The sequence below is a fragment of the Belnapia moabensis DSM 16746 genome (assembly GCF_000745835.1).
Taxonomy (GTDB): Bacteria; Pseudomonadota; Alphaproteobacteria; order Acetobacterales; family Acetobacteraceae; genus Belnapia; species Belnapia moabensis.
In genome coordinates this window covers 17,099-39,578 of sequence record NZ_JQKB01000028.1, presented here as the reverse complement: position 1 = coordinate 39,578, position 22,480 = coordinate 17,099, and the positions used below count along the sequence as shown (strand labels likewise).

General features: G+C 72.5%; 17 protein-coding genes. 7 read left to right on the top strand and 10 right to left on the bottom strand.

All coding sequences use genetic code 11. The features are described from left to right. Positions 1–60: 60 nt before the first annotated feature. Both uvrB and EP26_RS17795 read right to left on the bottom strand, forming a co-directional pair. Complete coding sequence (uvrB, locus tag EP26_RS17800) at positions 61–2,262, bottom strand: excinuclease ABC subunit UvrB (RefSeq protein ID WP_043340531.1); 2,202 nt, start codon at positions 2,260–2,262, stop codon at positions 61–63. An 83-nt stretch (positions 2,263–2,345) separates the two neighbouring features. After that, positions 2,346–2,717, bottom strand: coding sequence for a hypothetical protein (locus tag EP26_RS17795; protein WP_043340530.1), 372 nt, complete (start codon positions 2,715–2,717; stop codon positions 2,346–2,348). An 84-nt stretch (positions 2,718–2,801) separates the two neighbouring features. On the opposite strand from EP26_RS17795, the gene EP26_RS17790 reads away from it, so the two are divergent. Then, the gene (locus tag EP26_RS17790; RefSeq protein ID WP_043340529.1) at positions 2,802–3,995 is read left to right on the top strand and encodes a TIGR03862 family flavoprotein; all 1,194 of its coding nucleotides are present in this window, start codon (positions 2,802–2,804) and stop codon (positions 3,993–3,995) included. A 3-nt stretch (positions 3,996–3,998) separates the two neighbouring features. Here the strand turns inward: EP26_RS17790 and EP26_RS17785 are convergent, their stop codons facing one another. From EP26_RS17785 to EP26_RS17770, 4 genes are all read right to left on the bottom strand, one after another. Continuing rightward, a complete protein-coding gene (locus EP26_RS17785) occupies positions 3,999–4,955 on the bottom strand; it encodes an esterase-like activity of phytase family protein (RefSeq protein WP_052389327.1) in 957 nt (318 codons plus the stop codon). A 55-nt stretch (positions 4,956–5,010) separates the two neighbouring features. Beyond that, a complete protein-coding gene (gene cobT / locus EP26_RS17780) occupies positions 5,011–6,879 on the bottom strand; it encodes a cobaltochelatase subunit CobT (RefSeq protein WP_043340528.1) in 1,869 nt (622 codons plus the stop codon). A gap of 54 nt (positions 6,880–6,933) precedes the next feature. Continuing rightward, positions 6,934–7,944, bottom strand: coding sequence for a cobaltochelatase subunit CobS (gene cobS / locus EP26_RS17775; RefSeq protein WP_043340527.1), 1,011 nt, complete (start codon positions 7,942–7,944; stop codon positions 6,934–6,936). 90 nt (positions 7,945–8,034) lie between these two features. Continuing rightward, positions 8,035–8,640, bottom strand: a complete 606-nt coding sequence (locus tag EP26_RS17770; protein ID WP_084112633.1) for a J domain-containing protein — start codon at positions 8,638–8,640, stop codon at positions 8,035–8,037. An 86-nt stretch (positions 8,641–8,726) separates the two neighbouring features. Here EP26_RS17770 and EP26_RS17765 point away from each other — a divergent pair, with 86 nt between their 5' ends. The 3 genes from EP26_RS17765 (at position 8,727) to EP26_RS17755 (ending at position 9,734) form a co-directional block, all read left to right on the top strand. Continuing rightward, positions 8,727–9,011 carry a BolA family protein gene (locus tag EP26_RS17765; protein ID WP_043340524.1) on the top strand — a complete coding sequence of 95 codons (285 nt, stop codon included), beginning with the start codon at positions 8,727–8,729 and terminating at the stop codon, positions 9,009–9,011. A 59-nt stretch (positions 9,012–9,070) separates the two neighbouring features. After that, the gene (locus tag EP26_RS17760; RefSeq protein WP_043340522.1) at positions 9,071–9,289 is read left to right on the top strand and encodes a DUF3126 family protein; all 219 of its coding nucleotides are present in this window, start codon (positions 9,071–9,073) and stop codon (positions 9,287–9,289) included. Between the two features lie 163 nt (positions 9,290–9,452). Next, on the top strand, positions 9,453–9,734 hold the full coding sequence (locus EP26_RS17755; RefSeq protein WP_043340520.1) for a hypothetical protein: 282 nt from the start codon (positions 9,453–9,455) through the stop codon (positions 9,732–9,734). Between the two features lies 1 nt (position 9,735). Here the strand turns inward: EP26_RS17755 and bcp are convergent, their stop codons facing one another. Then, positions 9,736–10,209 carry a thioredoxin-dependent thiol peroxidase gene (gene bcp, locus EP26_RS17750; protein WP_043340518.1) on the bottom strand — a complete coding sequence of 158 codons (474 nt, stop codon included), beginning with the start codon at positions 10,207–10,209 and terminating at the stop codon, positions 9,736–9,738. Beyond that, positions 10,206–13,148 carry a bifunctional [glutamine synthetase] adenylyltransferase/[glutamine synthetase]-adenylyl-L-tyrosine phosphorylase gene (locus tag EP26_RS17745; RefSeq protein ID WP_043340516.1) on the bottom strand — a complete coding sequence of 981 codons (2,943 nt, stop codon included), beginning with the start codon at positions 13,146–13,148 and terminating at the stop codon, positions 10,206–10,208. The genes bcp and EP26_RS17745 overlap by 4 nt, the downstream gene beginning before the upstream one ends. 17 nt (positions 13,149–13,165) lie before the next feature. On the opposite strand from EP26_RS17745, the gene EP26_RS32120 reads away from it, so the two are divergent. Together EP26_RS32120 and EP26_RS17735 are read left to right on the top strand one after the other, a co-directional pair. Beyond that, positions 13,166–16,861, top strand: coding sequence for a YhdP family protein (locus tag EP26_RS32120; RefSeq protein WP_157033607.1), 3,696 nt, complete (start codon positions 13,166–13,168; stop codon positions 16,859–16,861). Positions 16,862–17,055: 194 nt separating this feature from the next. Then, positions 17,056–18,252 (top strand): sensor histidine kinase, encoded by a 1,197-nt coding sequence (locus tag EP26_RS17735; RefSeq protein WP_052389324.1) that lies wholly within the window; start codon positions 17,056–17,058, stop codon positions 18,250–18,252. Positions 18,253–18,260: 8 nt separating this feature from the next. Here EP26_RS17735 and EP26_RS32115 read toward each other — a convergent pair whose 3' ends face one another. Then, on the bottom strand, positions 18,261–19,805 hold the full coding sequence (locus tag EP26_RS32115) for a GGDEF domain-containing protein (protein WP_052389323.1): 1,545 nt from the start codon (positions 19,803–19,805) through the stop codon (positions 18,261–18,263). Positions 19,806–19,988: 183 nt separating this feature from the next. Further along, the gene (gene tyrS, locus EP26_RS17725) at positions 19,989–21,224 is read right to left on the bottom strand and encodes a tyrosine--tRNA ligase (protein WP_043340514.1); all 1,236 of its coding nucleotides are present in this window, start codon (positions 21,222–21,224) and stop codon (positions 19,989–19,991) included. Between the two features lie 63 nt (positions 21,225–21,287). On the opposite strand from tyrS, the gene EP26_RS17720 reads away from it, so the two are divergent. Then, a complete protein-coding gene (locus tag EP26_RS17720) occupies positions 21,288–22,436 on the top strand; it encodes an anhydro-N-acetylmuramic acid kinase (RefSeq protein WP_157033608.1) in 1,149 nt (382 codons plus the stop codon). Positions 22,437–22,480: the final 44 nt, after the last annotated feature.

Below are 22,480 nucleotides of genomic sequence, written 5' to 3'. Positions count from 1 at the left end.
GCTGCCTCCTCCTGCCTGTTGCGGGCGAAACGCCCAGTGGGGGAGGGGCGTTCCCCGTGGTCAGGCGCGGGCGCGCTTCCGCCCGCCGCGGCGCTTCTCCGGGTCGTAGCCGCCGCCGCCCGGTCCGAGGGGCTTCGGCTTCCAATCGGCCTTGGCGCGGCCGGGGGATTTCGGCGCGCTGCCCTGCAGGGAGCGGCCGGCGAGGTTGGGCTCCAGCCCGAGGTCGAGCGCCTCCATGCGCTTGATCTCGTCGCGCAGCCGGGCGGCCTCCTCGAATTCGAGGTCGGCGGCGGCGGCGCGCATGCGCTTCTCCAGGTCGGCGATGGTGGCGCGCAGGTTGCTGCCGATGAACTGCGCCGAGGCATCGCCCTCGACCGCCTCGACCGTCACGTAGTCCTGCTCGTAGACCGACTGCATGACATCGGCGATCTGCCGCTTGATGGTGGTCGGCGTGATGCCGTGCTCGGCGTTCCAGGCCATCTGCTTGGTGCGACGGCGCTCGGTCTCCTCCAGCGCCTTCCGCAGGCTGTCGGTCATGCGGTCGGCGTAGAGGACGACGCGGCCCTCGGCATTGCGCGCGGCGCGGCCGATGGTCTGGATCAGCGAGGTGGCGGAGCGGAGGAAGCCCTCCTTGTCGGCATCGAGGATGGCGACGAGCGTGCATTCGGGGATGTCGAGCCCCTCGCGCAGCAGGTTGATGCCAACCAGCACGTCGAAGACGCCGCGGCGGAGGTCGCGGATGATCTCGATGCGCTCCAGCGTGTCCACGTCGGAATGCAGGTAGCGGACCTTGATGCCGGCCTCAGTCATGTAGTCGGTCAGGTCCTCGGCCATGCGCTTGGTCAGCGTGGTGACGAGGACGCGGCCGCCCTTGGCGATCTGGTCGCGGCATTCGGCGAGCAGGTCATCGACCTGCCCCTCGACCGGGCGGATTTCCGTCACCGGGTCGATCAGGCCGGTCGGGCGGATCACCTGCTCGGCGAAGACGCCGCCGGTGCGCTCCATCTCCCACGGCCCCGGCGTCGCGCTGACGAAGACGGTCTCGGGCCGGTAGGTCTCCCACTCCTCGAATTTCAGCGGCCGGTTGTCCATGCAGGAGGGCAAGCGGAAGCCGAACTCGTTCAGCACGCTCTTCCGCGCGAAGTCGCCGCGATACATGCCGCCGAGCTGGCCGACGGTGACGTGGCTTTCATCGACGACGAGCAGCGCGTTCTCCGGCAGGTACTCGAAGAGCGTCGGCGGCGGCTCGCCGGGGCGGCGGCCGGTGAGGTAGCGGCTGTAATTCTCGATGCCCTTGCAGGAGCCGGTGGTCTCCAGCATCTCGATGTCGAATTGCGTGCGCTGCTCAAGGCGCTGCGCCTCCAGCAGGCGGCCGGCCTCGTGCAGCTCCGCCAGGCGCTGCTTCAGCTCCGCCTTGATGGAGATGATGGCCTGCTGCATCGTCGGCCGCGGCGTGACGTAGTGGCTGTTGGCGTAGATATGGACGCGCTGCATCTCGGCGGTGATCTCGCCGGTCAGCGGGTCGAATTCCTTGAGGCCGTCGATCTCGTCGCCGAAGAGGTTGATGCGCCAGGCGCGGTCCTCGAGGTGGGAGGGCCAGATGTCCACCGTCTCGCCGCGGATGCGGAAGGTGCCGCGGGCGAAGAAGGCGTCGTTGCGGCGGTATTGCTGCTCGACGAGGCCTTTGACGAGCACGTCGCGCTCGATCCGGCCGCCGAGCTCGAGCTTCACCACCATCCGCGAATAGGTCTCGACCGAGCCGATACCGTAGATGCAGGAGACGGAGGCGACGATGACCACGTCGTTCCGCTCCAGCAGGGACTGGGTGGCGGAGTGGCGCATGCGGTCGATCTGCTCGTTGATCTGGGCGTCTTTTTCTATGTATGTGTCGGTCCGCGGGACGTAGGCCTCGGGCTGGTAGTAGTCGTAGTAGGAGACGAAGTACTCGACGGCGTTCTCGGGGAAGAAGCTCTTCATCTCGCCGTAGAGCTGGGCCGCGAGCGTCTTGTTGGGTGCGAGGATGAGCGTCGGGCGCTGGAGCTGCTCGATCACCTTCGCCATGGTGAAGGTCTTGCCCGAGCCGGTGACGCCGAGCAGCACCTGGTCGCGCTCGCCGGCCTTGAGGCCCGCGACGAGCTGCTTGATGGCCTCGGGTTGGTCGCCGTTCGGCTCGAAGGGGGAGACAACCTTCAGCCGCCGCTCCGGCGGCGGGGCGGGCCGCTTCGGCGGGTAGAACATCACGGGCGGGAGGATCTGGTTCATCGCCCCTTTAAATTGGACTTCCGGGCGGCCGAATCCAGCGAAAAACCTGCAACGAAAGGGGGGCCGAAGCCCCCCTCGGAGCCTTAACGGCGGCTGCGCAGCATGGCGCTGATCGCCCAGGTCGCCGCGACGGCGACGCCGATCGCCAGCAGCGGGCGCGACCGCGTCACTTCGCGCAGCTGGTCGGCCACGTCATAGGCGGCGTCGCGGCCGTCGCGGGCGTAGTAGCTGGCGCGGCTGGCGACGTCGTTGGCCGCCGGGCCGAGGCGGCGCTCGACCAGGTCCTCGAGCTGGCCCCAGAGGCGGGACAGCTCGCCGCGGGCGTCGTCGCCCCTATCGCGGAGGCGCTCGCCGGTGTCGCGCAGGCTGCTGGAGGCGCGGCGGCCGTAACGCTCGGCATCATCGCGCACGTCATCGGCGCGGGAACGGAGGCTGGACAGGAAACCATTGGCCATTGGAACTCTCCATTTCGGTTGCGCTCCCTAACGGCGCTCGCCGCCCCGGGTTCACCGGCCATCCCCACGGCGTTACAAGCCGGCATGAACCCCAATGAAGTCGCCGTCATCGGCGCCGGGCCGGCCGGGTTGGTGGCGGCCGAGACGCTCGCGGCGGCCGGGCTGGCCGTCACCGTCTTCGACCGCATGCCAAGCCCGGGCCGGAAGTTGCTGATCGCCGGGCGGGGCGGGCTGAACCTGACGCATTCGGAGCCGCTGGAGCGGTTCATCGGCCGGTATGGGGCGGCCAGCGGGCGGCTGGAGGCGGCGCTGCGCGCCTTCCCGCCGGCGGCGCTGATGGACTGGGCGGAGGGGCTGGGGCAGCCGCTCTTCACCGGCACCAGCGGCCGGGTCTTTCCGCAGGCGCTGAAGGCCTCGCCCTTGCTGCGCGCCTGGCTGGCGCGGCTGGCGGAGCAGGGGGTGGGATTCCGCTTCCGGCATCGCTGGGAGGGGTGGGCGGAGGATGGGGCGCTGCGGCTCGCCTCGCCGGAGGGGGAGATGGCGTTGCGGCCGGCGGCGGTGCTGCTGGCGCTCGGTGGCGCCTCCTGGCCGCGGCTCGGCTCGGACGGGAGATGGGTGCGATTCTTCCCGGCGGACGAGGTCGCGCCGCTGCGGCCGGCCAATTGCGGGTTCCTGTTCGGGTGGTCGGAGGTCTTCCGCAGCCGGTTCGAGGGGCAGCCGCTGAAGCGCATCGCCCTCGAATTCGGGGGCGAGCGGGTGCGAGGGGAGGCGCTAGTGACGGCGGGCGGGATCGAGGGCGGCGCGGTCTATGCGCTCGGCGCGCCGCTGCGGGAGGCGATCGCGGCCGGGGGCGAGGCGGTGGTGAGGATCGACCTGCGGCCGGATGAGGCGGCGGAGGCGCTGGCGGCGCGGCTGGATGGGCCTCGCGGGGGGGTATCGGTCTCGAACCGGCTGCGGCGGGTGGGGCTTTCGCCCATCGGCATCGGACTGGTGCAGGAGGCGCTGCATGGGGGCACCAGGGAGCCGCTGTCGCGGCTGGTGAAGGGGGTGCCGCTGCGGCTGACCGGGACGGCGCCGATCGAGCGGGCCATCTCCACCGCGGGCGGGGTGGGGTGGGAGGCGGTCGACGAGCGGTTCATGCTGCAGGGGCGGCCGGGGACCTTCCTCGCCGGGGAGATGCTGGACTGGGAGGCGCCGACCGGGGGCTACCTGCTACAGGCCTGCTTCAGCACGGGGGTGGCGGCGGCCAGGGGCATCCTCGGCTATCTCGGGCGGTAGGGCCTACTCGTCGATGACGGCGAAGAGCAGCAGCAGCGACCGCTGCAGCATGTTCTCGTTGTCGTCGGAGACGAGAGCGACGAGCGTGCGCCCGCCGGCGCGGAAGGTGGTGATGCCCTCGTAATTGTCGCGGGGGATGGGGGCTTCGAGGCGGAGGACTTCCTCGCCCTGCATCACCCCGGCCTCCAGCTGCGCGGCCGAGAGGCGGACCACACGCCCGCCGAAGCCGGCGAAGACGGAGAAGCTGCGCTCCAGCACCAGCGCGCCGCCCTCGGGCAGCGCCGCCACATCGGCCGGGTCGAAGCCGTCCTCGGGGCGGTAGGCGATGCGCCGCCATCGGCCGGGCCCGCCGATCCAGGCGCGGCGCAGCGTCTCGTCGCCGCGGGGGTAGAGCTTCTCGGCAATGGCCAGCCAGCGGCCGTCGCCGAGCACGGTGAGGGATTCGAGCCCGCCGTTGCGCGGGGCGAAGTCGAGGCCGGGCGGGGCCTCGACATATTCGCCGGGGCCGTCGATGTCGCGGTAGCGGCGGATGCGCTGCCAGCGCTCGAAGCCGACGAGCCAGCCGCCATCCGGCAGGCGGGCGAGGGATTCGGCATCGCCGCCATAGCCGCGGCGGAGCGGCATGCCGCTGCCGTCGCGGAGCGGGCCGGTGCGCAGCTCGGCCAGCGCCTCCGGGCGGCCATCGCGCAGCACGAGGCGCGCGGTCACCCAATGGCCGACATCACTGATGGCGGTCAGGCGGAGGTCATCGTCGATATGCAGCGCCGAGAGGCCGCCGAAGCCGAGCGCGTCGTCGTTGATCTGCAAGGCGCCGAGCGCCTCGAAGCGGCTGCCGGCGGGGAGCGGGTCGAGCGCCAGCGGGCGGGTGGCGGTCTGGGCGCCGCCGCGGGAGCAGCCGGCGAGGGCCAGCGCCGCCAGCAGCGAGCGGCGGGAAAGGCGGTGCGGAGCCCGCGGGGGCATGGGGGTTCAGGTCCTCAGGGAGCGACCTGCAGATAGTCCGAAACCCCGGCCGCTGTCACACAAGAACGGCGGAGCGCTCCGCCGAGGCCCGCTGCCAGGCCTCCGCCGCATCCTCGTCGAAGAGCTCGGCCAGCTTCTTCATCATGGTGCCGCCCAGTTCCTCGGCATCGACGATGGTCACCGCCCGGCGGTAGTAGCGCGTCACGTCATGGCCGATGCCGATGGCGATCAGCTCCACGTCGCCGCGGCCCTCGATATCGGCGATGACCTTGCGCAGGTGGCGCTCCAGGTAGTTGCCGGGATTGACCGAGAGGGTGCTGTCGTCGACCGGCGCGCCGTCCGAGATCACCATGAGGATGCGGCGGTGCTCCGGCCTGACGCGGAGGCGCTTGTAGGCCCATTCCAGAGCCTCGCCGTCGATGTTCTCCTTCAGCAGCCCCTCGCGCAGCATGAGGCCGAGATTCTTGCGGGCCCGGCGCCAGGGAGCGTCGGCGGCCTTGTAGACGACGTGGCGCAGGTCGTTGAGCCGGCCGGGGTTGCGCGGCTTGCCCTCTTGCACCCAGCGCTCGCGGCTCTGGCCGCCCTTCCAGGCGCGGGTGGTGAAGCCGAGGATCTCGGTCTTGACCGCGCAGCGCTCCAGCGTGCGGGCCAGGATGTCGGAGCACATCGCCGCCACCGTGATCGGCCGGCCGCGCATGGAGCCGGAATTGTCGATCAGCAGGGAGACGACGGTGTCGCGGAAATCGGCCTCGCGCTCGCGCTTGTAGGAGAGCGAGAGCATCGGGTTGGCGACGATGCGGGCGAGGCGGGCTGCGTCGAGCTGGCCTTCCTCTAGGTCGAACTCCCAGGCGCGCTGCTGCTGCGCCAGCAGGCGCCGTTGCAGGCGGTTGGCGAGCTTGGAGACGACGCCCTGAAGGTGGCTGAGCTGCTGGTCGAGCTGCTGGCGCAGGCGGCCCAGCTCCTCCGGGTCGCAGAGCTCCTCGGCCTCGGTGATCTCGTCGAAATTGGTGGTGAAGGGGTGGTAGCGGCTGGCGTCGTCGGTCTGCGGGACCTCGCGGCGCTGCTGCGGGCCGCCGGGCTTGTCGTCGCCCTCGGCGGCGGCGCCCTCGTCCTCGGTCTCCTGCGCCTCTTCCTCGGCGGCCTCGCCCTGCATGGTTTCGGGCTGGGCGCCGAGCATGCTCTCCTGGTCCTGCGACTGGGCCTCGCCCTCGCCGGACTGGTCCTGCTGGCTGGACTGCTCGCCGCTCTCCTCGCCGTCCTCCTGCTCCTCGGCCTCGCTCTCCACCTCGGCCTCGGCCAGGTCGAGCGCGGTCAGCAGCTTGCGGGCGGCGCGGGCGAAGGCGTCCTGGTCGTCGGTGGAGCGCGCCATCTCCTCGAAGGCCGCATCGGCATTCTCACCGAGCGACTCCCGCCAGAGGTCGAGCACCCGATGGGCCGCCTGCGGTGCCGGCTCGCCCGAGATGCGCTCCCGGGCCAGGAGGGACAGCGCCGCCGGCAGCGGCAGCTGGTCCTTCCGGGTCATCCGGTCGTAGCCCTCGGTCTCGCAGAGGTCGTTCAGCCGGGCGCGGAGATTGGCGGCGACGCCGGCCATGTGCTTGCTGCCGACGGCCTCGACGCGCACATCCTCGAGCGCGTCATAGACCTCTTTCGCCTCACGGCGCTGCGGCAGGCGCGAGGCATGCACCGTCTCGGAATGATGGCGGAGCTTGAGCGCCGCAGCATCGGCCGCGCCGCGCAGCTTCGCCATCTCGGCGGGCGGCAGGGCGCGGGTCGGCAGCGGCAGCCGCACGCGCTTGCCCGCGACGCCGCCCGGCCCCGGCTGGAAGGCCACCTGGACCTCCACATTGGCATGGGCGATGGCGCGCAGCGTGCCCGCGGTGGCGCGCTTGAACTCTTCCTGGCGGGTCAGGTCCTGCTTCGACATGCTTCTATGACTTCCGCTTCAGTCCCCGGCCGCTGGTCGCTGTGAAGGCGGGGCTCAGCCCGCCTTCTTCAGCAGCCCCGTGCTCGGCAGGTCCTCGTTGAAGCAGCGCTGGTAGTACTCGGCCACCGTGCTGCGCTCCGCCTCGTCGCACTTGTTGAGGAAGGTGAGGCGGAAGGCGAAGCCGACATCGCCGAAGATGCGGGTGTTCTCGGCCCAGGTGATGACCGTGCGCGGCGACATCACCGTGCTGATGTCGCCGGCGATGAAGCCGGCGCGGGTGAGGTCGGCCAGCGCCACCATCGCCTCGACGCGCTTCTTCATCTTGGCGTCGGAGGCGTCGATGCCGAGCTTCGCCATCACGATCTGCGTCTCCTGCGCGTGCGGCAGGTAGTTCAGCGTGGCGACGATGTTCCAGCGGTCCATCTGGCCCTGGTTGATCTGCTGCGTGCCGTGATAAAGGCCGGTCGTATCGCCGAGGCCCACCGTGTTCGCCGTGGCGAAGAGGCGGAAATAGGGGTTCGGCCGGATCACCCGGTTCTGGTCGAGCAGCGTCAGCTTGCCCTCGACCTCCAGCACGCGCTGGATGACGAACATCACGTCCGGCCGGCCGGCGTCGTACTCGTCGAAGACCAGCGCGCAGGGGTGCTGGAGCGCCCAGGGCAGGATGCCCTCGCGGAACTCCGTCACCTGCTTGCCGTCCTTCAGGACGATGGCGTCCTTGCCGATCAGGTCGATGCGGCTGATGTGGCTGTCGAGGTTGACGCGGATGCAGGGCCAGTTCAGCCGGGCCGCGACCTGCTCAATATGGGTCGACTTGCCGGTGCCGTGGTAGCCCTGGATCATCACGCGGCGGTTGTTGGCAAAACCTGCGACGATGGCGAGCGTCGTCTCGCGGTCGAAGCGGTAGGTGTCGTCCACCTCCGGCACGTGCTCGGTGCGCTGCGAGAAGGCAGGCACCTGCATGTCGATGTCGAGGCCGAAGGCCTCCCGCGCGCTCACGCTGGTGTCCGGGGCTTCGATCGCCGAGGTGGGACGGATTTCGGCGAGGTTGGCGACCTTGTTCATCGGCATCCGCTCAGGTTCTTGAGGAAAGTCTAGGACAGGGGAAGGCGGCAGGCTACCCGGCTTCCGGCGATTTCAAAACCGCGGGCCGGCTCATCGGGCGGCGCCCGCTTCGGCCGGCGCCGCCTGGAAGCCGCCCGCGCCGGCCCGCTGGCGCAGCAGGCTGTAGGCGCGGTTGACATCCTTCAGGCGGTCCTCGGCGCCGCGGTCGCCGCCATTGGCATCCGGGTGAAGTTGCTTGGCCAGCGCGTAGTAGCGGGCGCGCAAGGTCGGCTGGTCCAGCGGCCACTCGAGCCCTAGAACGTCGAGCGCGGCCCGTAGTTCGGGCGGGGCCTGCGGCCTTTCGGGCTGTTTCGTCCGCTTGGCATGCAGCGGCGTCGCATAGAGCAGGCCGAGCGGGTCGCGCAGGAACTCGGCGCTGAAGCGCTGGCTGCCGCCGAGCCGGCCGAGCGGCCAGGTCGGCCGCTGCCAGGCGGTGTCGTGGCGGAGATTGGCCTCGATCTCGTTCGGGCCCATGCCTTTGTAATAGTCCCAGGAGGCGTTGTACTCCCGGACATGCGGCAGGCAGAACCAGCGGTATTCGTTGAGGGTCGTGCGGGATTTCGGGGCCCGGTACTCGGCTTGCGCCTCGCAGCCCGGCATCTCGCAGGGGCGGGGCGGGCTCAGGGGCTCGGGCTTGGCACCACGTCGGGGGGGCATCGGTGATTTATGGGCGCCCACCCCCCGGTCTGCAAGCCGAGGCGGCCCGGCTTGCCCGAATGGCTGAAAGCCAGCAGAATCCTCCCATGCAGACCCGCGCCAGCCGCATCGAAGCCGCTCTCCTCGCCGCCTTCCCCGGCGCCAGCATCGCCGTCGAGGATGACAGCCATCGCCATGCCGGCCATGCCGGCGCCCAGCCCGGCGGCGAGACGCATTACAGCCTGCTGGTGGTGAGCGAGGGCTTCGTCGGGATGGGCCGGCTGGCCCGCTCGCGCGCCGTGCATGCGGCGCTGGAGGCCGAGTTCCAGGGCGGGATGCATGCGCTCTCGCTCCGGCTGCTGACGCCGGAGGAAGCCGGATCAAAGGGGTAGCGGCGGGGCGCGGCTGGGTCTATGCCTCCGCGTTCCCGTCTTTGTCAGGATAAGCCAGAATGACCCCAGCCGAACTCGCCGCGGTGCAGGCGCATCTCCGCCGGCTGCTGGGCAACGAGAAGATCAAGCTCAGCACCCCGCAGCGGAAGAACGCCTCGGTGGAACTCTTCGTCGGCGGGGAATTCGTCGGCACCGTCCATCGCGACATGGAGGATGGCGAGGTCTCCTACGCCATCCAGATCGTCGTGCTGGCGGAGGACCTGTCGCAGATCAACTGATTACTCCCCACGACACCGCTGCGCGGCGTCGTGGGGGCCCCGGTTTGCGCTTCCGGTCCCGAAGCCTCGTCCCGCCTGCCACGGCAAAGCCGCGGCAGGGCACCAGCAGGGGCAAGGGGCGGTTTCATCTGAACTGTGCCCCGGTTCGCGCATTAATGCGGGCATGAGCGACAGCGCACCCCCGCCCGCCTCCCCGCGGCTCGAAGCCATCCAGTGCCCGCATTGCGAGGAGGTGACGATGCCGAACCTGCTGCCCGACGGCAGCACGGTCTGCTCCTGCACGGCGGAGCGGGCGATCCCGCTCGCCGAGGACGGGCCGCTCGAGGCCGTCCCGGTCCAGGCGGCGCCGATGGATACCGGCGCCCCGGTCGATCGGGGCCCGTTGCCGGAGGATAAGGGGCAGTTCGGCGAGGACATCGCCACGGAGGACTACAAGCGGATGTAGGTCAGAGCGCCTGCGCCGCCTTCAGCACCTCGGCCGCATGCGCCTCCGGCTTCACCTTGCGCCAGATCTTCGCCACCTTGCCCTCGGCATCGACGAGGAAGCTGCTGCGCTCCATGCCCATGTACTTCTTGCCGTACATGCTCTTCTCGACCCAGGTGCCGTAGGCCTCGGCCACCGTGTGGTCCTCGTCGGAAGCCAGCGGGAATTCCAGGCCGAATTTCGCGGCGAATTTTTCGATGGGCGGCAGCTTGTCCGGGCTCACCCCGACCACCGTCAGGCCGAGCTTGCCGAGCTGGGGCAGCGCCTCCTGGATGCCGCAGGCCTGTTTGGTGCAGCCGGGGGTGTCCGCCTTCGGGTAGAAATAGAGCAGGAAGGGCTTGCCCCGCAGCCCGTCGAGGCTGACGGTCCGCCCCCCGCTCGCCGGCATGCTGAACTCCGGGGCCGCCTGGCCCTCCACCGGTCCCGCCTCGCTCATCCTGCGCCCCCCAACACACCGACGCGCCGCTCGAAGATCGCGCGGACCGTTCCGGCCATGTTCTGCATCTGAGCGCGCAACGCCGAGAGGTCAACCGGGCGCGGGTCGAGCAGCGGCCCGACGGCGCGCAGCAGGGCGGCCTCGGCCGGGGCCGGCAGCGCCACATCGCGCGACTTGCCGATGGTCAGCCGCACCAGCCCGAGCACGGTCCGCCACAGCCGGTCGGCGGCGATCAGCGTCGCGGCCTCCTCCGCCGGCAGGATGCCGTGCTGGCCGAGGCGGGCGAGGGCAGTCCGCGTCGTCGTCGCCAGGATGCGCGGCTCGCGCGGGGCGTGGGCGAGTTGCAAGGCCTGGGCGATGAACTCCACCTCGATCAGGCCGCCGGGCATGGCCTTCACGTCCCAAGGCCCCTCGGCCGGCAGCTCGCGCAGCATCCGCGCCCGCATGGCGGTGGCGTCGGCGAGCGCGACATCGGCGGCGCCGGGCTTCAGCATGGCGGCGCGCAGGATCTCGTTGATGCGGCGCTTGAGGGCCGGGGGGCCGGCGACCGGGCGGGCGCGGGTGAGGGCCATCCGCTCCCAGGTCCAGGCATTCTCGCGGTGGTACTGCTCGAGTCCGGCCAGGCGGATCGCCACCGGCCCTTTGTTGCCGGAGGGGCGGAGGCGCATGTCCACCTCCCACAGGCGCCCCTCGGCGCCCGGCGCGGTGATGGCGCCGACCACCTGGGGGGCGAGGCGAATGAAGTATTCGGAGGGGGCGAGCGCCTTCCGCCCGCCCACGCTCTCGGTGGCGTCGGGGTCGTGGTCGTAGAGCAGGACGAGGTCGAGGTCGGAGCCGGGCAGCATCTCCCGCCCCCCGAGCTTGCCGAAGGCGACGACGGCCAACGCCCCGCCCGGCACCCTTCCGTAGCGCTCGGCGAAATCGGCCGATACCCGCGGCAGCAGCGCGGCGATGGCTGAATCGGCGAGATCGGCGCGCAGCTCGCCGGCCGTATCCCCATCGAGCTGGCCCTCCAGCTCGGCCGCGTCGATCTCGAATTTTCGTTCGGTAGCGAGGCGGCGCGCGGCCTCCAGCGCCTCCTCCAGGTGCCGGGCGTCCTTCACCAGGGCGGGCAGCCCGGCCGAAGGGTCGGCGCCGGCGGGCGAGAGGCTGCCGGCGAGCAGCCCGTCGAGCGCCGCCGCGTTGTGGGCCAGATGATCCGCCAGCTGCGGCGCCGCGCCGAGCAACCCCGCCACCCGTTCCAGCAGCGCCGGGTTGCGCCGGAACAGGCTCAGCACCTGCACCCCGGCCGGCAGCCGCGCCAGCACCCGGTCGAAGCGCGCCAGCGCCTGGTCGGGGTTGGACTGCTTCGAGAAGGCGGTGAGCAGCGCCGGCATCAGCTCGGTCAGCAGCTCGCGCGCCCGCTCGCTCCGCGTCGCCCGCGGCCGGCCGTGGTGCCAGGCCCGGATCATGGCCGAGACCGAGGCCGGGTCGCCGAAGCCCATCCGCTTCAGCGTCGCCGAGGTCCCCGGGTCGTCCTCGACGCCGGTGAAGACGAGGTCGCCCCGCTGCGCCTCCTCGCCGGCGAGCGAGAGCGAGGGCGAGGTCTCGAAGAAATCGCCGTAATGCCGCCCCACGCGCTCCAGATGCGCCATGAAGGCGGCCGAGAAGTCGGCGAGCGAGGGATAGCCCATGAAGGACGCGATGCGCGCGAGCCCCGGCTCGTCCTCCGGCAGCCTGTGCGTCTGGCGGTCGGCCACCATCTGCAGCCGGTGCTCGAGGTTGCGCAGGAAGACATAGGCATCGGCGAGGTCCGCCGCCGCCCGCCGGTCGATCCGCCCGGCCCCTGCCAGCGCCGCCAGCGCGCCGAGGGTCGTCGGGTCGCGCAGGCCCGGGTCGCGCCCGCCCCAGATCAGCTGCAGGACCTGGGCGGTGAACTCGATCTCGCGGATGCCGCCGCGGCCGAGCTTCACGTCATGCCCGGCGAGCGCGATGGTGGCGCCGGCGCCCTTCGAGCCCTTATGCGCGTGGATCTGCCGCTTGATCGAATGGATGTCAGCGACGGCGGCGAAGTCGAGGTGGCGACGCCAGACGAAGGGTCGGATCTCGCGCAGGAATTGCTCGCCCAGCGCGCGGTCACCGGCGACGGGCCGCGCCTTGATCATGGCGGCGCGCTCCCAGTTCTGGCCCATGCTCTCGTAATAGGTGATCGCCGCCTCGATCGAGACGGCGAGCGGCGTCGCTGCCGGGTCGGGCCGCAGCCGGAGGTCGGTGCGGAAGACATAGCCCTCGGCCGTTCGCTCCTCCATCAGCCGCACGAGGTCGCGCGCCAGCCGGACATAGGAGGCGCCCGCCCGGTCGCTGTGATAGGCTGCCGCCTCCGGGTCATAGAGCACCATGAGGTCGACATCCGAGGAGTAGTTCAGCTCCCGCCCCCCGAGCTTCCCCATCCCCAGCAGGACGAGGCCGCTACCCGAGGCCGGGGTCTTGCCCGCGATGCGCAGCTCCCCGCGGGCGGCGGCGGCGAGGAGCAGATGGGTGCAGGCGAAGTCGATCACCTGCTCTGCCACGGTGGAAAGCGACCCGGTCACCTGGTCGAGCGTCCAGAGCCCGGCGATGTCCGCGACGGCCGCGATCAGCGCCGCCTGCCGCTTCGCCTGGCGCAGCAGCACGCCGACTGCCTCGCGCGACGCCGCCGGGTCGGCCCGCCCCAGCGGGTCGAGGGCCATGGCGAAGGCCTCGTCCGGGTCGCGCTCCACGATGCGCAGCAGGGCAGGGGCCTCGCGCACGGCGAGATCGGCGAGATAGGGGCTGTGGCCGCCCAGCGCCGCGAGCAGCGCCGCGCCCTCGGCGCTGGCGGCGAAGGCGCGGCAGGCGGCATCCCGCTCGGCGAAGCGTTCCGCCAGCCGCGCGGCGGCCTCGGGGTCGAAGGGGCGGGGCAGGCGATCCAGGGTCAGCATCACCCCCGAGGGAAGGCGTGAGCACCCCCGCAGGTCAAGCGCCGCGTCGCATCGGCTGGCGCTGGCTCGGCTCTGCCTGCCACATGGTGATCGCCGGGGCCCTGCTGCTGGCGCTGGCGCTCGGCACGCTGGCCTGGAGGCTGGGCGAGGGGCCGCTCGGGATTCCCTTCCTCGCCCGGCAGATCGAGGCCGGGGTGAACGACCGGAGCGATGGCCTGCGCCTCGGGATCGGCCGCGCCGCCATCGCCTGGGAGGGCTTCCGCAACGGCTTCTCCGCGCCGCTCGACATCCGCCTCGGCGATGTGCGGCTGCACGGGCTGGCCGGCGCCCCGGTGGTGGAGCTGCCGGACGCCGCGGCGACGCTCTCGCTGCGCGCCCTGCTGCGCGGCGTCGTCGCACCCGCCAGCGTCACCCTGCTGAACCCGCGGCTGGAGGCCGTGCTCGCCCCCGATGGCAGCATCGCCATCGGCCCGCCCGGCGAGGCCGAGGCGACCGGCGGCGACCCGCTCGCCCTGCTGCGCATGCTGATGCGCCCCGCCTCCGACCGCAGTGCCACCACTTCCCTGCGGCGGCTGCGTATCCGGGACGGCAGCCTCGCCCTGCGCGACCCGGCGAGCGGCCGCCGCTGGACCCTGGCCGGGCTGCAGCTCGACCTCCGCCGCGGCGTGGCCGGCGGACTGGCGGGCGAGGGCGCCGCGCGGCTCGAATCCGGCGATGCCTCCGTCCAGGTCCGGCTCGAGGCCCGCGCCGAGGGCGAGCCGATGCGGCTCAGCGCCAGCATCAGCCTGCCCGCCCTCCGCCCCCCCGAACTGGCCGCGCTCTGGCCGCCGCTCGCGCCGCTCGGCCGGGTCGATGCGCTGGTCAGCCTTACCGCCCATGCCGAATTCGACGCCGAGGGCCGGCCGCAGCACCTGCGCGCCGCGCTCGGCGCCGGCGCCGGCGCCTTCGACCTCGGCCCCGGCCCGGACGGCACCGCCCGCCGCCTGCCCTTCACCAGCCTTGCGATAGCCACCAGCGGCAGCGGCCGCGCCCTCCGCCTCGAGACCGCCCGCCTGACGCTTGCCGGCCCCGGCCCCTCCCTTACCGCCCGGGGCGAGTTGCTGAACCGCGACGGCGCCTGGCACGCGGCGCTCGACCTCGCCGCCGAGCCCATCGAGGCCGCCGACCTGCCGCGCCTCTGGCCCGCCGGCTTCTTCCCCGAGGCCCGTGCCGCGACGCTCGTCGCCCTGCCCGCCGGGCTGCTGCACGAGGCACGGCTGCAGGCCCGCTTCCGCGTCCCCGAGGCGATGGACGACCTGATGCTGGAGGATGCCCAGCTCGCGCTCGCCATCCGCAATGCCGTGGTCGATCTCGGCCGCGGCCGCCGCATCGCCGCCGAGCGGGCCGAACTTGCCCTCTCCGGCAGCCCCGACCATCTCCGCCTCGACCGCGGCACCCTCCGCCTGCCCCGCCTGCCGCGCGGCGGCCCCGCCCCGACCCTCCAGGCGAGCGGCGCCGCTACGCGCGAGGCCGGCCTCTGGCGCGGCGCGCTCGACCTCTCGCTCGACCGCCTCGCCTTCGCCGACCTCCCGGGCTATTGGCCGCGCGGCCTCGGCAGCCCCACGGGCGGCGAGCGCGACTGGATCACCCAGAACATCACCGCCGGCGAGGTCCGCAACGGCCGCTGGCGCATCGAGGCCGAAGCCCCCGCCGGCGCCCCCGACGACCTCAGCGTCACCGGCCTCTCCGGTACCGCCCAGGCGAGCGATGCGACGGTCCATTGGCTCCGCCCCATCCCGCCTGCCACCGGCGTCGCCGGCACGGCCGAATTCTCCCTCAACGAGATCACGCTGCGCGCCCGTGCCGGCCGCCAGGGCATCGCCGAGGGCAGCCGCGCCGGCCTCGACCTCCGCGAGGGCACCGTCCGTTTCCTCAATCTCGACACCGAATCGAGCAATGCCGAGATCAGCCTCGGCGTCGCGGGTGGGCTCGCCGACGCGCTGGTGCTGCTGAAGCACCCCCGCCTCAAGCTGTTCGAGCGCCAGCCGCTGAAGCTCCAGGTCGCCGGCGGCACCGCCGAGGCCCGGCTCGATATCGCCTTTCCCCTGCTCGACGACCTTCCCATCGACCTGCTGAAGATCAAGGCCACCGCCCGCATCGCCGATGCCCGTCTGCCCGGCCTGATCCTCGACCAGGACCTCGACCGCGCCGCCATCGAGCTTTCGGTCGATACCGACGGGCTGCGCGCCAGCGGCCAGGGCAGCCTGCTCGGCAGCCCGGTGAAGGTTTCCGCCGAGCTCGACTTCCGCCGCGGGGCGCCCAACCAGGTGACCGAGCGCGCAACCCTCGCCGGCCGGCTCGATGCGCGGCAGATCGCGGTGCTCGGCTTCGACGCCATGCCCATCCTCACCGGCCCCGTCGCCCTCGAGGCCCGCAGCGAGCGCCGCCGCAACGGCCAGGGCCAGGCGGTGGTGCGCGGCGACCTCGCGGATGCCCGGCTCGGCATCGAGGCGCTGAACTGGGCCAAGCCCCCCGGCAGGCCCGGCACCGCCGAGGCCACCCTCCGCCTCCAGGGCGAGGCGCTGGTCGCCGCCGAGAGCTTCCGCGTCGAGACCCGCGACCTGTCGCTGCGCGGCGCCGTCCGCTTCGCCGCCCAGTCCCGCCTGCAACGGGTGGAGATCACCGAGAGCCTCTTCGCCGGCTCCCGCCTCACCGGCGAGGTGCTGCCGCCCGAGCGGGGCGGCGCGCCCTGGACCATCGTGCTGCGCGGCCCGCTGCTCGACCTGCGCACCGCGCTCGGCCCGCCCGACCCGGCCGCCCAATCGCCGCCCACGGCCGCGGACCCGCAAGGCCCGCCCCTGCTGCTCGACCTCCGCTTCGACCGGGTGACGATGGGGGAGGACCGCAACCTGCTCGGCGTCCAGGCCCGCGCCCGCACCGATGCGCGCGGCGTGGTGCGCGAGGCCCGCGCCACCGGCCGCACCGCGCCGCGAGGCCTCGGCCCCGCCGCCGGCCGCGCCCCGCCCGGCGCCTTCGAGGCCTCGCTCACCCCGCGCGGGCAGCAGCGCGTGCTGAGCCTCGTCGCCGAGGATGGCGGCGGGCTGCTCAACGCCCTCGACCTGGTGAACGAGATCCAGGGCGGGCGCCTCACCGTCACCGGCCTCTATGCCGAGCCCCGCCCCGGCGCGGCGCTGACCGGCACGGCGGAGCTGACGGGCTTCGTCCTGCGCGACGCCCCGGCGGCGGCGAAGCTGCTCCAGGCGATGACGCTCTATGGGCTGGTCGATGCCGCCCGCGGCAATGGCGGCCTCGTCTTCAGCCGCCTCGTCGCGCCCTTCGCCCTGACGCCGGAGGCGCTGACGCTGGCCGATGCGCGCGCCTTCTCCGCCTCGCTCGGCGTCACCGCCAAGGGCCGCATCCTCCGCGAGCGGGCGGTCGCCGAGATCGAGGGCACCATCGTCCCGGCCTATGTCTTCAACACGCTGCTCGGCAACCTGCCGCTGGTCGGGCGGCTGTTCAGCCCGGAGGCGGGGGGAGGGGTCTTCGCCGCGACCTACCGCATCCAGGGCCCGCTGACCGACCCGGCGGTGACGGTGAACCCGCTGGCGGCGCTGACGCCCGGCTTCCTGCGGGGCCTCTTCGGCCTGTTCGAGAACGGGCGGAACGAGGCTGCCCGCAATGGCGGCGCGCCGCCCGAGCCGGCCTGGGACGGGCGAGGCCCGCCGCCGCGCTGACATGCGTCGTCCTCGCCATGCGGCTTCCGCCACGTCACCCCGCGCTTCGCAGTCGCCGGGAAGGTGGTGCGGGCGCCGGACTGCTTCCCCATCCCGCCGCCACGGGTGGTGAGCCGGGGCTCGGGCCGAGCCGTACCGGCACAAGATGCGGGTCGCTGTGCAACCCTCGCCCGCTGCATGACTTTTTCGTCCCCATGCCGGGACAGTCCGAAGCCGATCAGACCGAACTCCTCGAACAGCAGCGCGTGCTCGCCCGGTTCGGCGAGTCGGTGCTGGCATTGGAAGATCTGGACGAGATCCTCACCGAGGCCTGCCGGCTCGTCGGCGGCGCGCTCGGCACCGCGCTCGCCAAGGTCGTCGAGGTGCAGCCGGACGGGCGCACGCTCCTGCTGCGCGCCGGCGTCGGCTGGCGGCCGGGCATCGTCGGCCATATGCGGACGGACCTCGACGACGCCACCCCCGAAGGCCTGGCGCTGCGCGAGAATGGCGCGGTCGTCTCGCCCGACCTCGAGCGGGAGGATCGCTTCGGGGTGCCCCCCTTCGTCGCCGAGCACGGCGTGCGCGCCACCGTCTGCGTCCCGATCATCGGCGCCGACGGCCAGCCGCCCTATGGCGTGCTGCAGGTGGATGCCCGCGAGCCGCGGCCCTTCGGCGAGGCCGAGGTCGACTTCCTGCGCACCTACGCCAACATGCTGGCCTCCGCCGTCACCCGGCTGCGCGCGAATGCCGAGCTGCGCCGCCGCGCCGAGGACAATGAGCGGCTGCTGCGCGAGCTGCAGCACCGGGTGAAGAACAACCTGCAGGTCATGGTGGGGCTGGTCGAGGTGCAGGCGCGCCGGACGCATTCGGCCTCGGCCAAGGCCGCGCTGCGGGCCGTCGCCCGCCGCATCGAGGCGCTGCGGCTGCTGCACGACAAGCTGCATCTGGCGGGCGAGGTGGACCGGCTGGACCTCGGCGACTATCTCGGCCAGCTCGTGGGCGGGCTGCTGCGCTTCCACGAGGGCGAGGCGGCGCGGATTCAGCTGATCCTGGAGGTCGACCGGGGGATCGTCACCACGCCCGACGCCGCGGCGCCGCTCGGCCTCGTGGTGAACGAGTTCGTCACGAACAGCCTCAAGCATGCCTTCGGCACCGGGCCGGGGACGGTCGGCATCCGGCTCGGGCCCGATGGCGGCCGCGTCGGGCTGGAGCTGTGGGACGATGGCCGCGGGCTGCCCGCGGGGGCGACGACGGTCGGGCAGGACACCCTCGGCACCGGCATGCGGATGATCGGGAACCTCGCCCGCCAGCTCGGCGCGGTGCCGGTCTGGGGCGCGGGCCCGGGCGGCCGCGGCACGCGGCTGGCGCTCACCTTCTACCGGCCGGCCTCTCCGCGCCTCGGCGGGGACTGAGCGGCGCCTCAGGCCGCAGCCAGCTCCACCCGGTTCCGCCCGCGCTCCTTCGCGGCATAGACTGCTGCATCCGCCCGGCGCATCAGCTCGTCGAGCGAGCGGTCGGCCATTCGCGCCTCGGCCACGCCGAAGCTGGCGCTCAGCCAGCTCGCGCCGCCATCCCAGGGCATCTCGCGGATGGCGGCCCGCAGCCGCTCCGCCACCTGCGCCGCCTCGGCGAGGCCGGCCCCCGGCAGCAGCACGGCGAATTCCTCGCCACCCATGCGGAAGAACAGCGGCGCCTCCCGCAGCACGGCCTTGCAGGCGCGGACGACGCCGCGCAGCGCCGCATCCCCGGCCTCATGCCCGGCGCGGTCGTTGAGCGCCTTGAAGTAGTCGAGGTCGAAGAGGACCATCGAGAAGGCCTCCCCCCGCTGCCGCGCCCGGTAGAGCGCCGCGCCGCCCGCATAGTCGAAATGCCGCCGGTTGCCGGCGCCGGTCAGCGGGTCGGTCAGCGCCTCGCGCGCCAGGGTCTCGGTCCGCGCCATGCTGCGCGCGAGCGTGCCCCGCGTCTCCGCCAGCCGCGCCCGCGCCTCGCGCCCCTCGCTGGTCAGCGCGATCAAGGTCAGCGCGTCCATGGCGAAGAGCACCGTCATCAGCCCGACCGATTGCAGCGGGTTGGCGACGCCATGACCCTGGAAGGGACCTTCGCCCATCACCGTGCCGACGGTCGCCGTGATGCAGATCGCCGTCAGCAGCGTATAGGCCGCTCGCAACGAGATCCGCAGCGTGATCCAGGAGAGCGGCACGGTCAGCAGGAAGACGGCATCCGGCCGCACCAGCAGCCCGGCCCCCGGCACGGCGAAGAGCGCCGCCGCCCCCAGCACCGTCGCCGCCAGCACGAGGTGGTCGACCACCCCCGGCGCCCGGTCCACCGGCGCCGCCCGCCGCTCCGCCCCGAGCCAGAGCAGCAGGGCGGGGGCGAAGAAGAAGGTGCCGCCGCTGTCGCAGAGCCACCAGGCAGAGAATGCCGCATAGGCCTGCCCGGCCGACATCGGCGTGGCGAGCGAGAGCGCCAGCGTGCCGACCGCCGCCGTCACCGCCGCATGCAGCAGCACGCCGCCGAGGATGAATCCGAGCACGCCGATGAAGCGGGTGAACAGCCCGGTCTGCGGCCGCATCGCCCGGGTCAGCATGACGCCGGCCCAGGGCCCCAGCGTGTTGCCCGCCGAGATGGCGAAGGTCAGCCAGGCGGCGCTGCCGAAGAACAGCCCGTTGACCAGGCAGGAGCCGAGGAAGACGCCCGGCAGCAGGCCGGCCCCGCCGACCATGGCGGCGACGCAGGCGAGGCCGGCCGGCAGCCAGATCGGCGCCGGGAACAGCCCATAGGCGCCAAAGAACCGTCCCACCACCACGCCGAGCCCGGCATAGAGCAGCGCGACGGCGAGGTTCCCGAGAACCCAGCGCGCCGCGCCGCCGCGCGCCAGGAAGGGCAGCAGCCAGGGATTCGCCGGTGGATCTTCAGCGGCCGACAGGGCGTAGCCGGAAGCCGCAGCGGATTGAGCGAGTGACATCGACGCTGCCGCACCACCACCTGATCAAACTCTTGTGACAGTACGCCAAATGTCGCTCCCGCTCAAGCAGATGCCCAGGAGCGGCCATGTTGCAGGCATGTATTTTCGGACAGGGGTTACGGACCCGAACAATCCTGAACAAGAATGGTGTCACCGGTACGGATTGGCCCGCCCGGCGGGACGTCAGGCCGGGCGCACGAGTACATGGCGCTTGCGCCCCAGGGAGAGCTTCGCCGCCCCTTCGCGCAGGTCGTCCGGCGTCACCATCCGCGCCGGATCCTCGACCACCGCGTCGTTCAGCCGGATGCCCGCCTGGGCAACCAGCCGCCGTGCCTCGCCCTTGCTTTTCACGAAGTCGGCCGCCAGCAGCAGGTCGAGCAGCCCGGCCGGCAGCGCGGCGGCGATGGCAGGCAGCGTTTCCGCCGCCTCGCCCTGCTCGAAGGCCCGCCGCGCGGTCTCGGCCGCCGCCCCGGCAGCCTCGCGGCCGTGCAGCAGGGCGCAGGCCTCGGTCGCCAGCACCTTCTTCGCCTCGTTCACCTCCGCGTTCGCCAGCGCGCCAAGGCGGCGGACCTCATCCATCGGCAACTCGGTGAAGAGGGCGAGGAAGCGGCCGACATCGGCATCCTCAGTGTTCCGCCAGAACTGCCAGTAGTCGTAAGGGCTGACGCGCTCCGCATTCAGCCAGACGGCGCCGGCGGCGGTCTTGCCCATCTTGGCTCCGGAGGCGGTGGTCAGCAGCGGCGTCGTCACGCCGAAGGCCTCGGCGCCATCCATGCGGCGGCACAGCTCCACCCCCATGACGATGTTGCCCCATTGGTCGGAGCCGCCCATCTGCACGGTGATGCCATGCCGCCGCCGCAGCTCGGCGAAGTCGTAGCTCTGCAGCAGCATGTAGTTGAATTCGAGGAAGCTGAGATTCTGCTCACGGTCCAGCCGCAGCCGCACGCTGTCCATGGTCAGCATGCGGTTGACGCTGAAATGCCGGCCGACGTCGCGCAGGAAGGGGATGTAGCGCAGCTCGTCCAGCCACTCGGCATTGTCGAGCATGATCGCATCCGACGCGCCCTCGCCGAAGCGGAGGAACCTGTCGAAGACGCGGCGGATGCCGGCCTTGTTGCGCTCGATCGCCGCATCGTCCAGCAGCGGCCGCGCCTCGTCGCGGAAGGAGGGGTCACCCACCTTGGTCGTCCCGCCGCCCATCAGCACCACCGGCCGGTGGCCGCAGCGCTGCATCAGCCGCAGCAGCATGATCTGCATCAGGCTGCCGACATGCAGGCTGTCCGCCGTGCAGTCGAAGCCGATATAGCCCGAGACCACCCCCTCGCGGAGCCGGGCCGAGAGCGCCTCGGCATCGGTCACCTGGTGGATGTAGCCGCGCTCCTGCGCCTGGCGGAGGAAGTCGCTGTCCGGGCCGGTCATGGGGCTATGCGTCACATTCGGGTCTTGTGGAGGGGGCCGCCTCCGTAGCACACGAACCGGATGCTGAGAACGATCGGGCTGATGAGCGGCACCTCCCTCGACGGCGTGGACGCCGCCTGGGTGGAGACGGATGGCGAGGCGATCGGCCGCATCGGCCCGACCGTGACGCTGCCCTACGACCCGGGCCTGCGCCGCGACCTCCGCCGCCTGCTCGACCTGGCGCCGACGCTGGCGCCGGACGATCCCTTCCTCGCCGATTGCGTGCGGCGGCTGACCGACCGCCATGCCGATGCCGTCGCCCGCATCCGGGAACTGGCCTGGGAGAGCTTCCGCGAGGGGGCGGACCTCATCGGCTTCCATGGCCAGACCATCTTGCACCGGCCGCCGCCCATCCGCCCCGGCCGCAATGCCGCGACGGCGGCCGAGGCGCTGCCGCGCGAGCCGGGCTTCACCTGGCAGGTGGGCGATGCGGCGCTGCTCGCACGGCTGACCAACCTCCCCGTTGCCTACGACTTCCGCTCCGCCGATGTCGCCGCCGGCGGCCAGGGCGCGCCCCTCGTCCCCGTGGTCCACGCGGCGCTGGCCGCGGCGCTGCCGAAGCCGCTCGCCGTGCTGAACCTCGGCGGCGTCGGCAACGTCACCTGGATCGGCGAAGGGGGGGAGCTGATCGCTTTCGACACCGGCCCCGCCAACGGCCCGCTCGACGACTGGGCGCGCAAGTCGACCGGCAGCGACTACGACCAGGACGGCCGCTTGGCGCTAGCCGGCGAGCCGGATGCGGCGGTGCTCGGGCGGCTGATGGCGCACCCCTATCTGGAGGCGCCGCCGCCCAAGTCGCTCGACCGGCTCGACTTCAGCCGCGCCTTGCAGGAGGCGGGGGCCGACCGGCTCTCGCCGCAGGACGGGGCGGCGACGCTGGCGACCTTCTGCGCGCTCTGCGTGGCGGCGGCGGGGCGGCACTTCCCGGCGCCGCCGCTGCAATGGCTGGTCGGGGGCGGGGGGCGGCGGAATCCGGCGATCATGCGGGCGCTGGCGGGGGCGCTCGAGGCGCCGGTGCGGCCGGTGGAAGTGGCCGGGTGGAATGGCGATGCGCTGGAGGCGCAGGCCTTCGGGGTGCTGGCGGCGCGGGTGCGGCGCGGGTTGGCGATCACCTTCCCCGGGACGACGGGGGTGGCCGAGCCGATGACGGGGGGGAGGGTGGTCGAGCCATAGAGAGCGCTCAAGCGACCTGGAGCCCGCTTCACGATGAGGCCGGA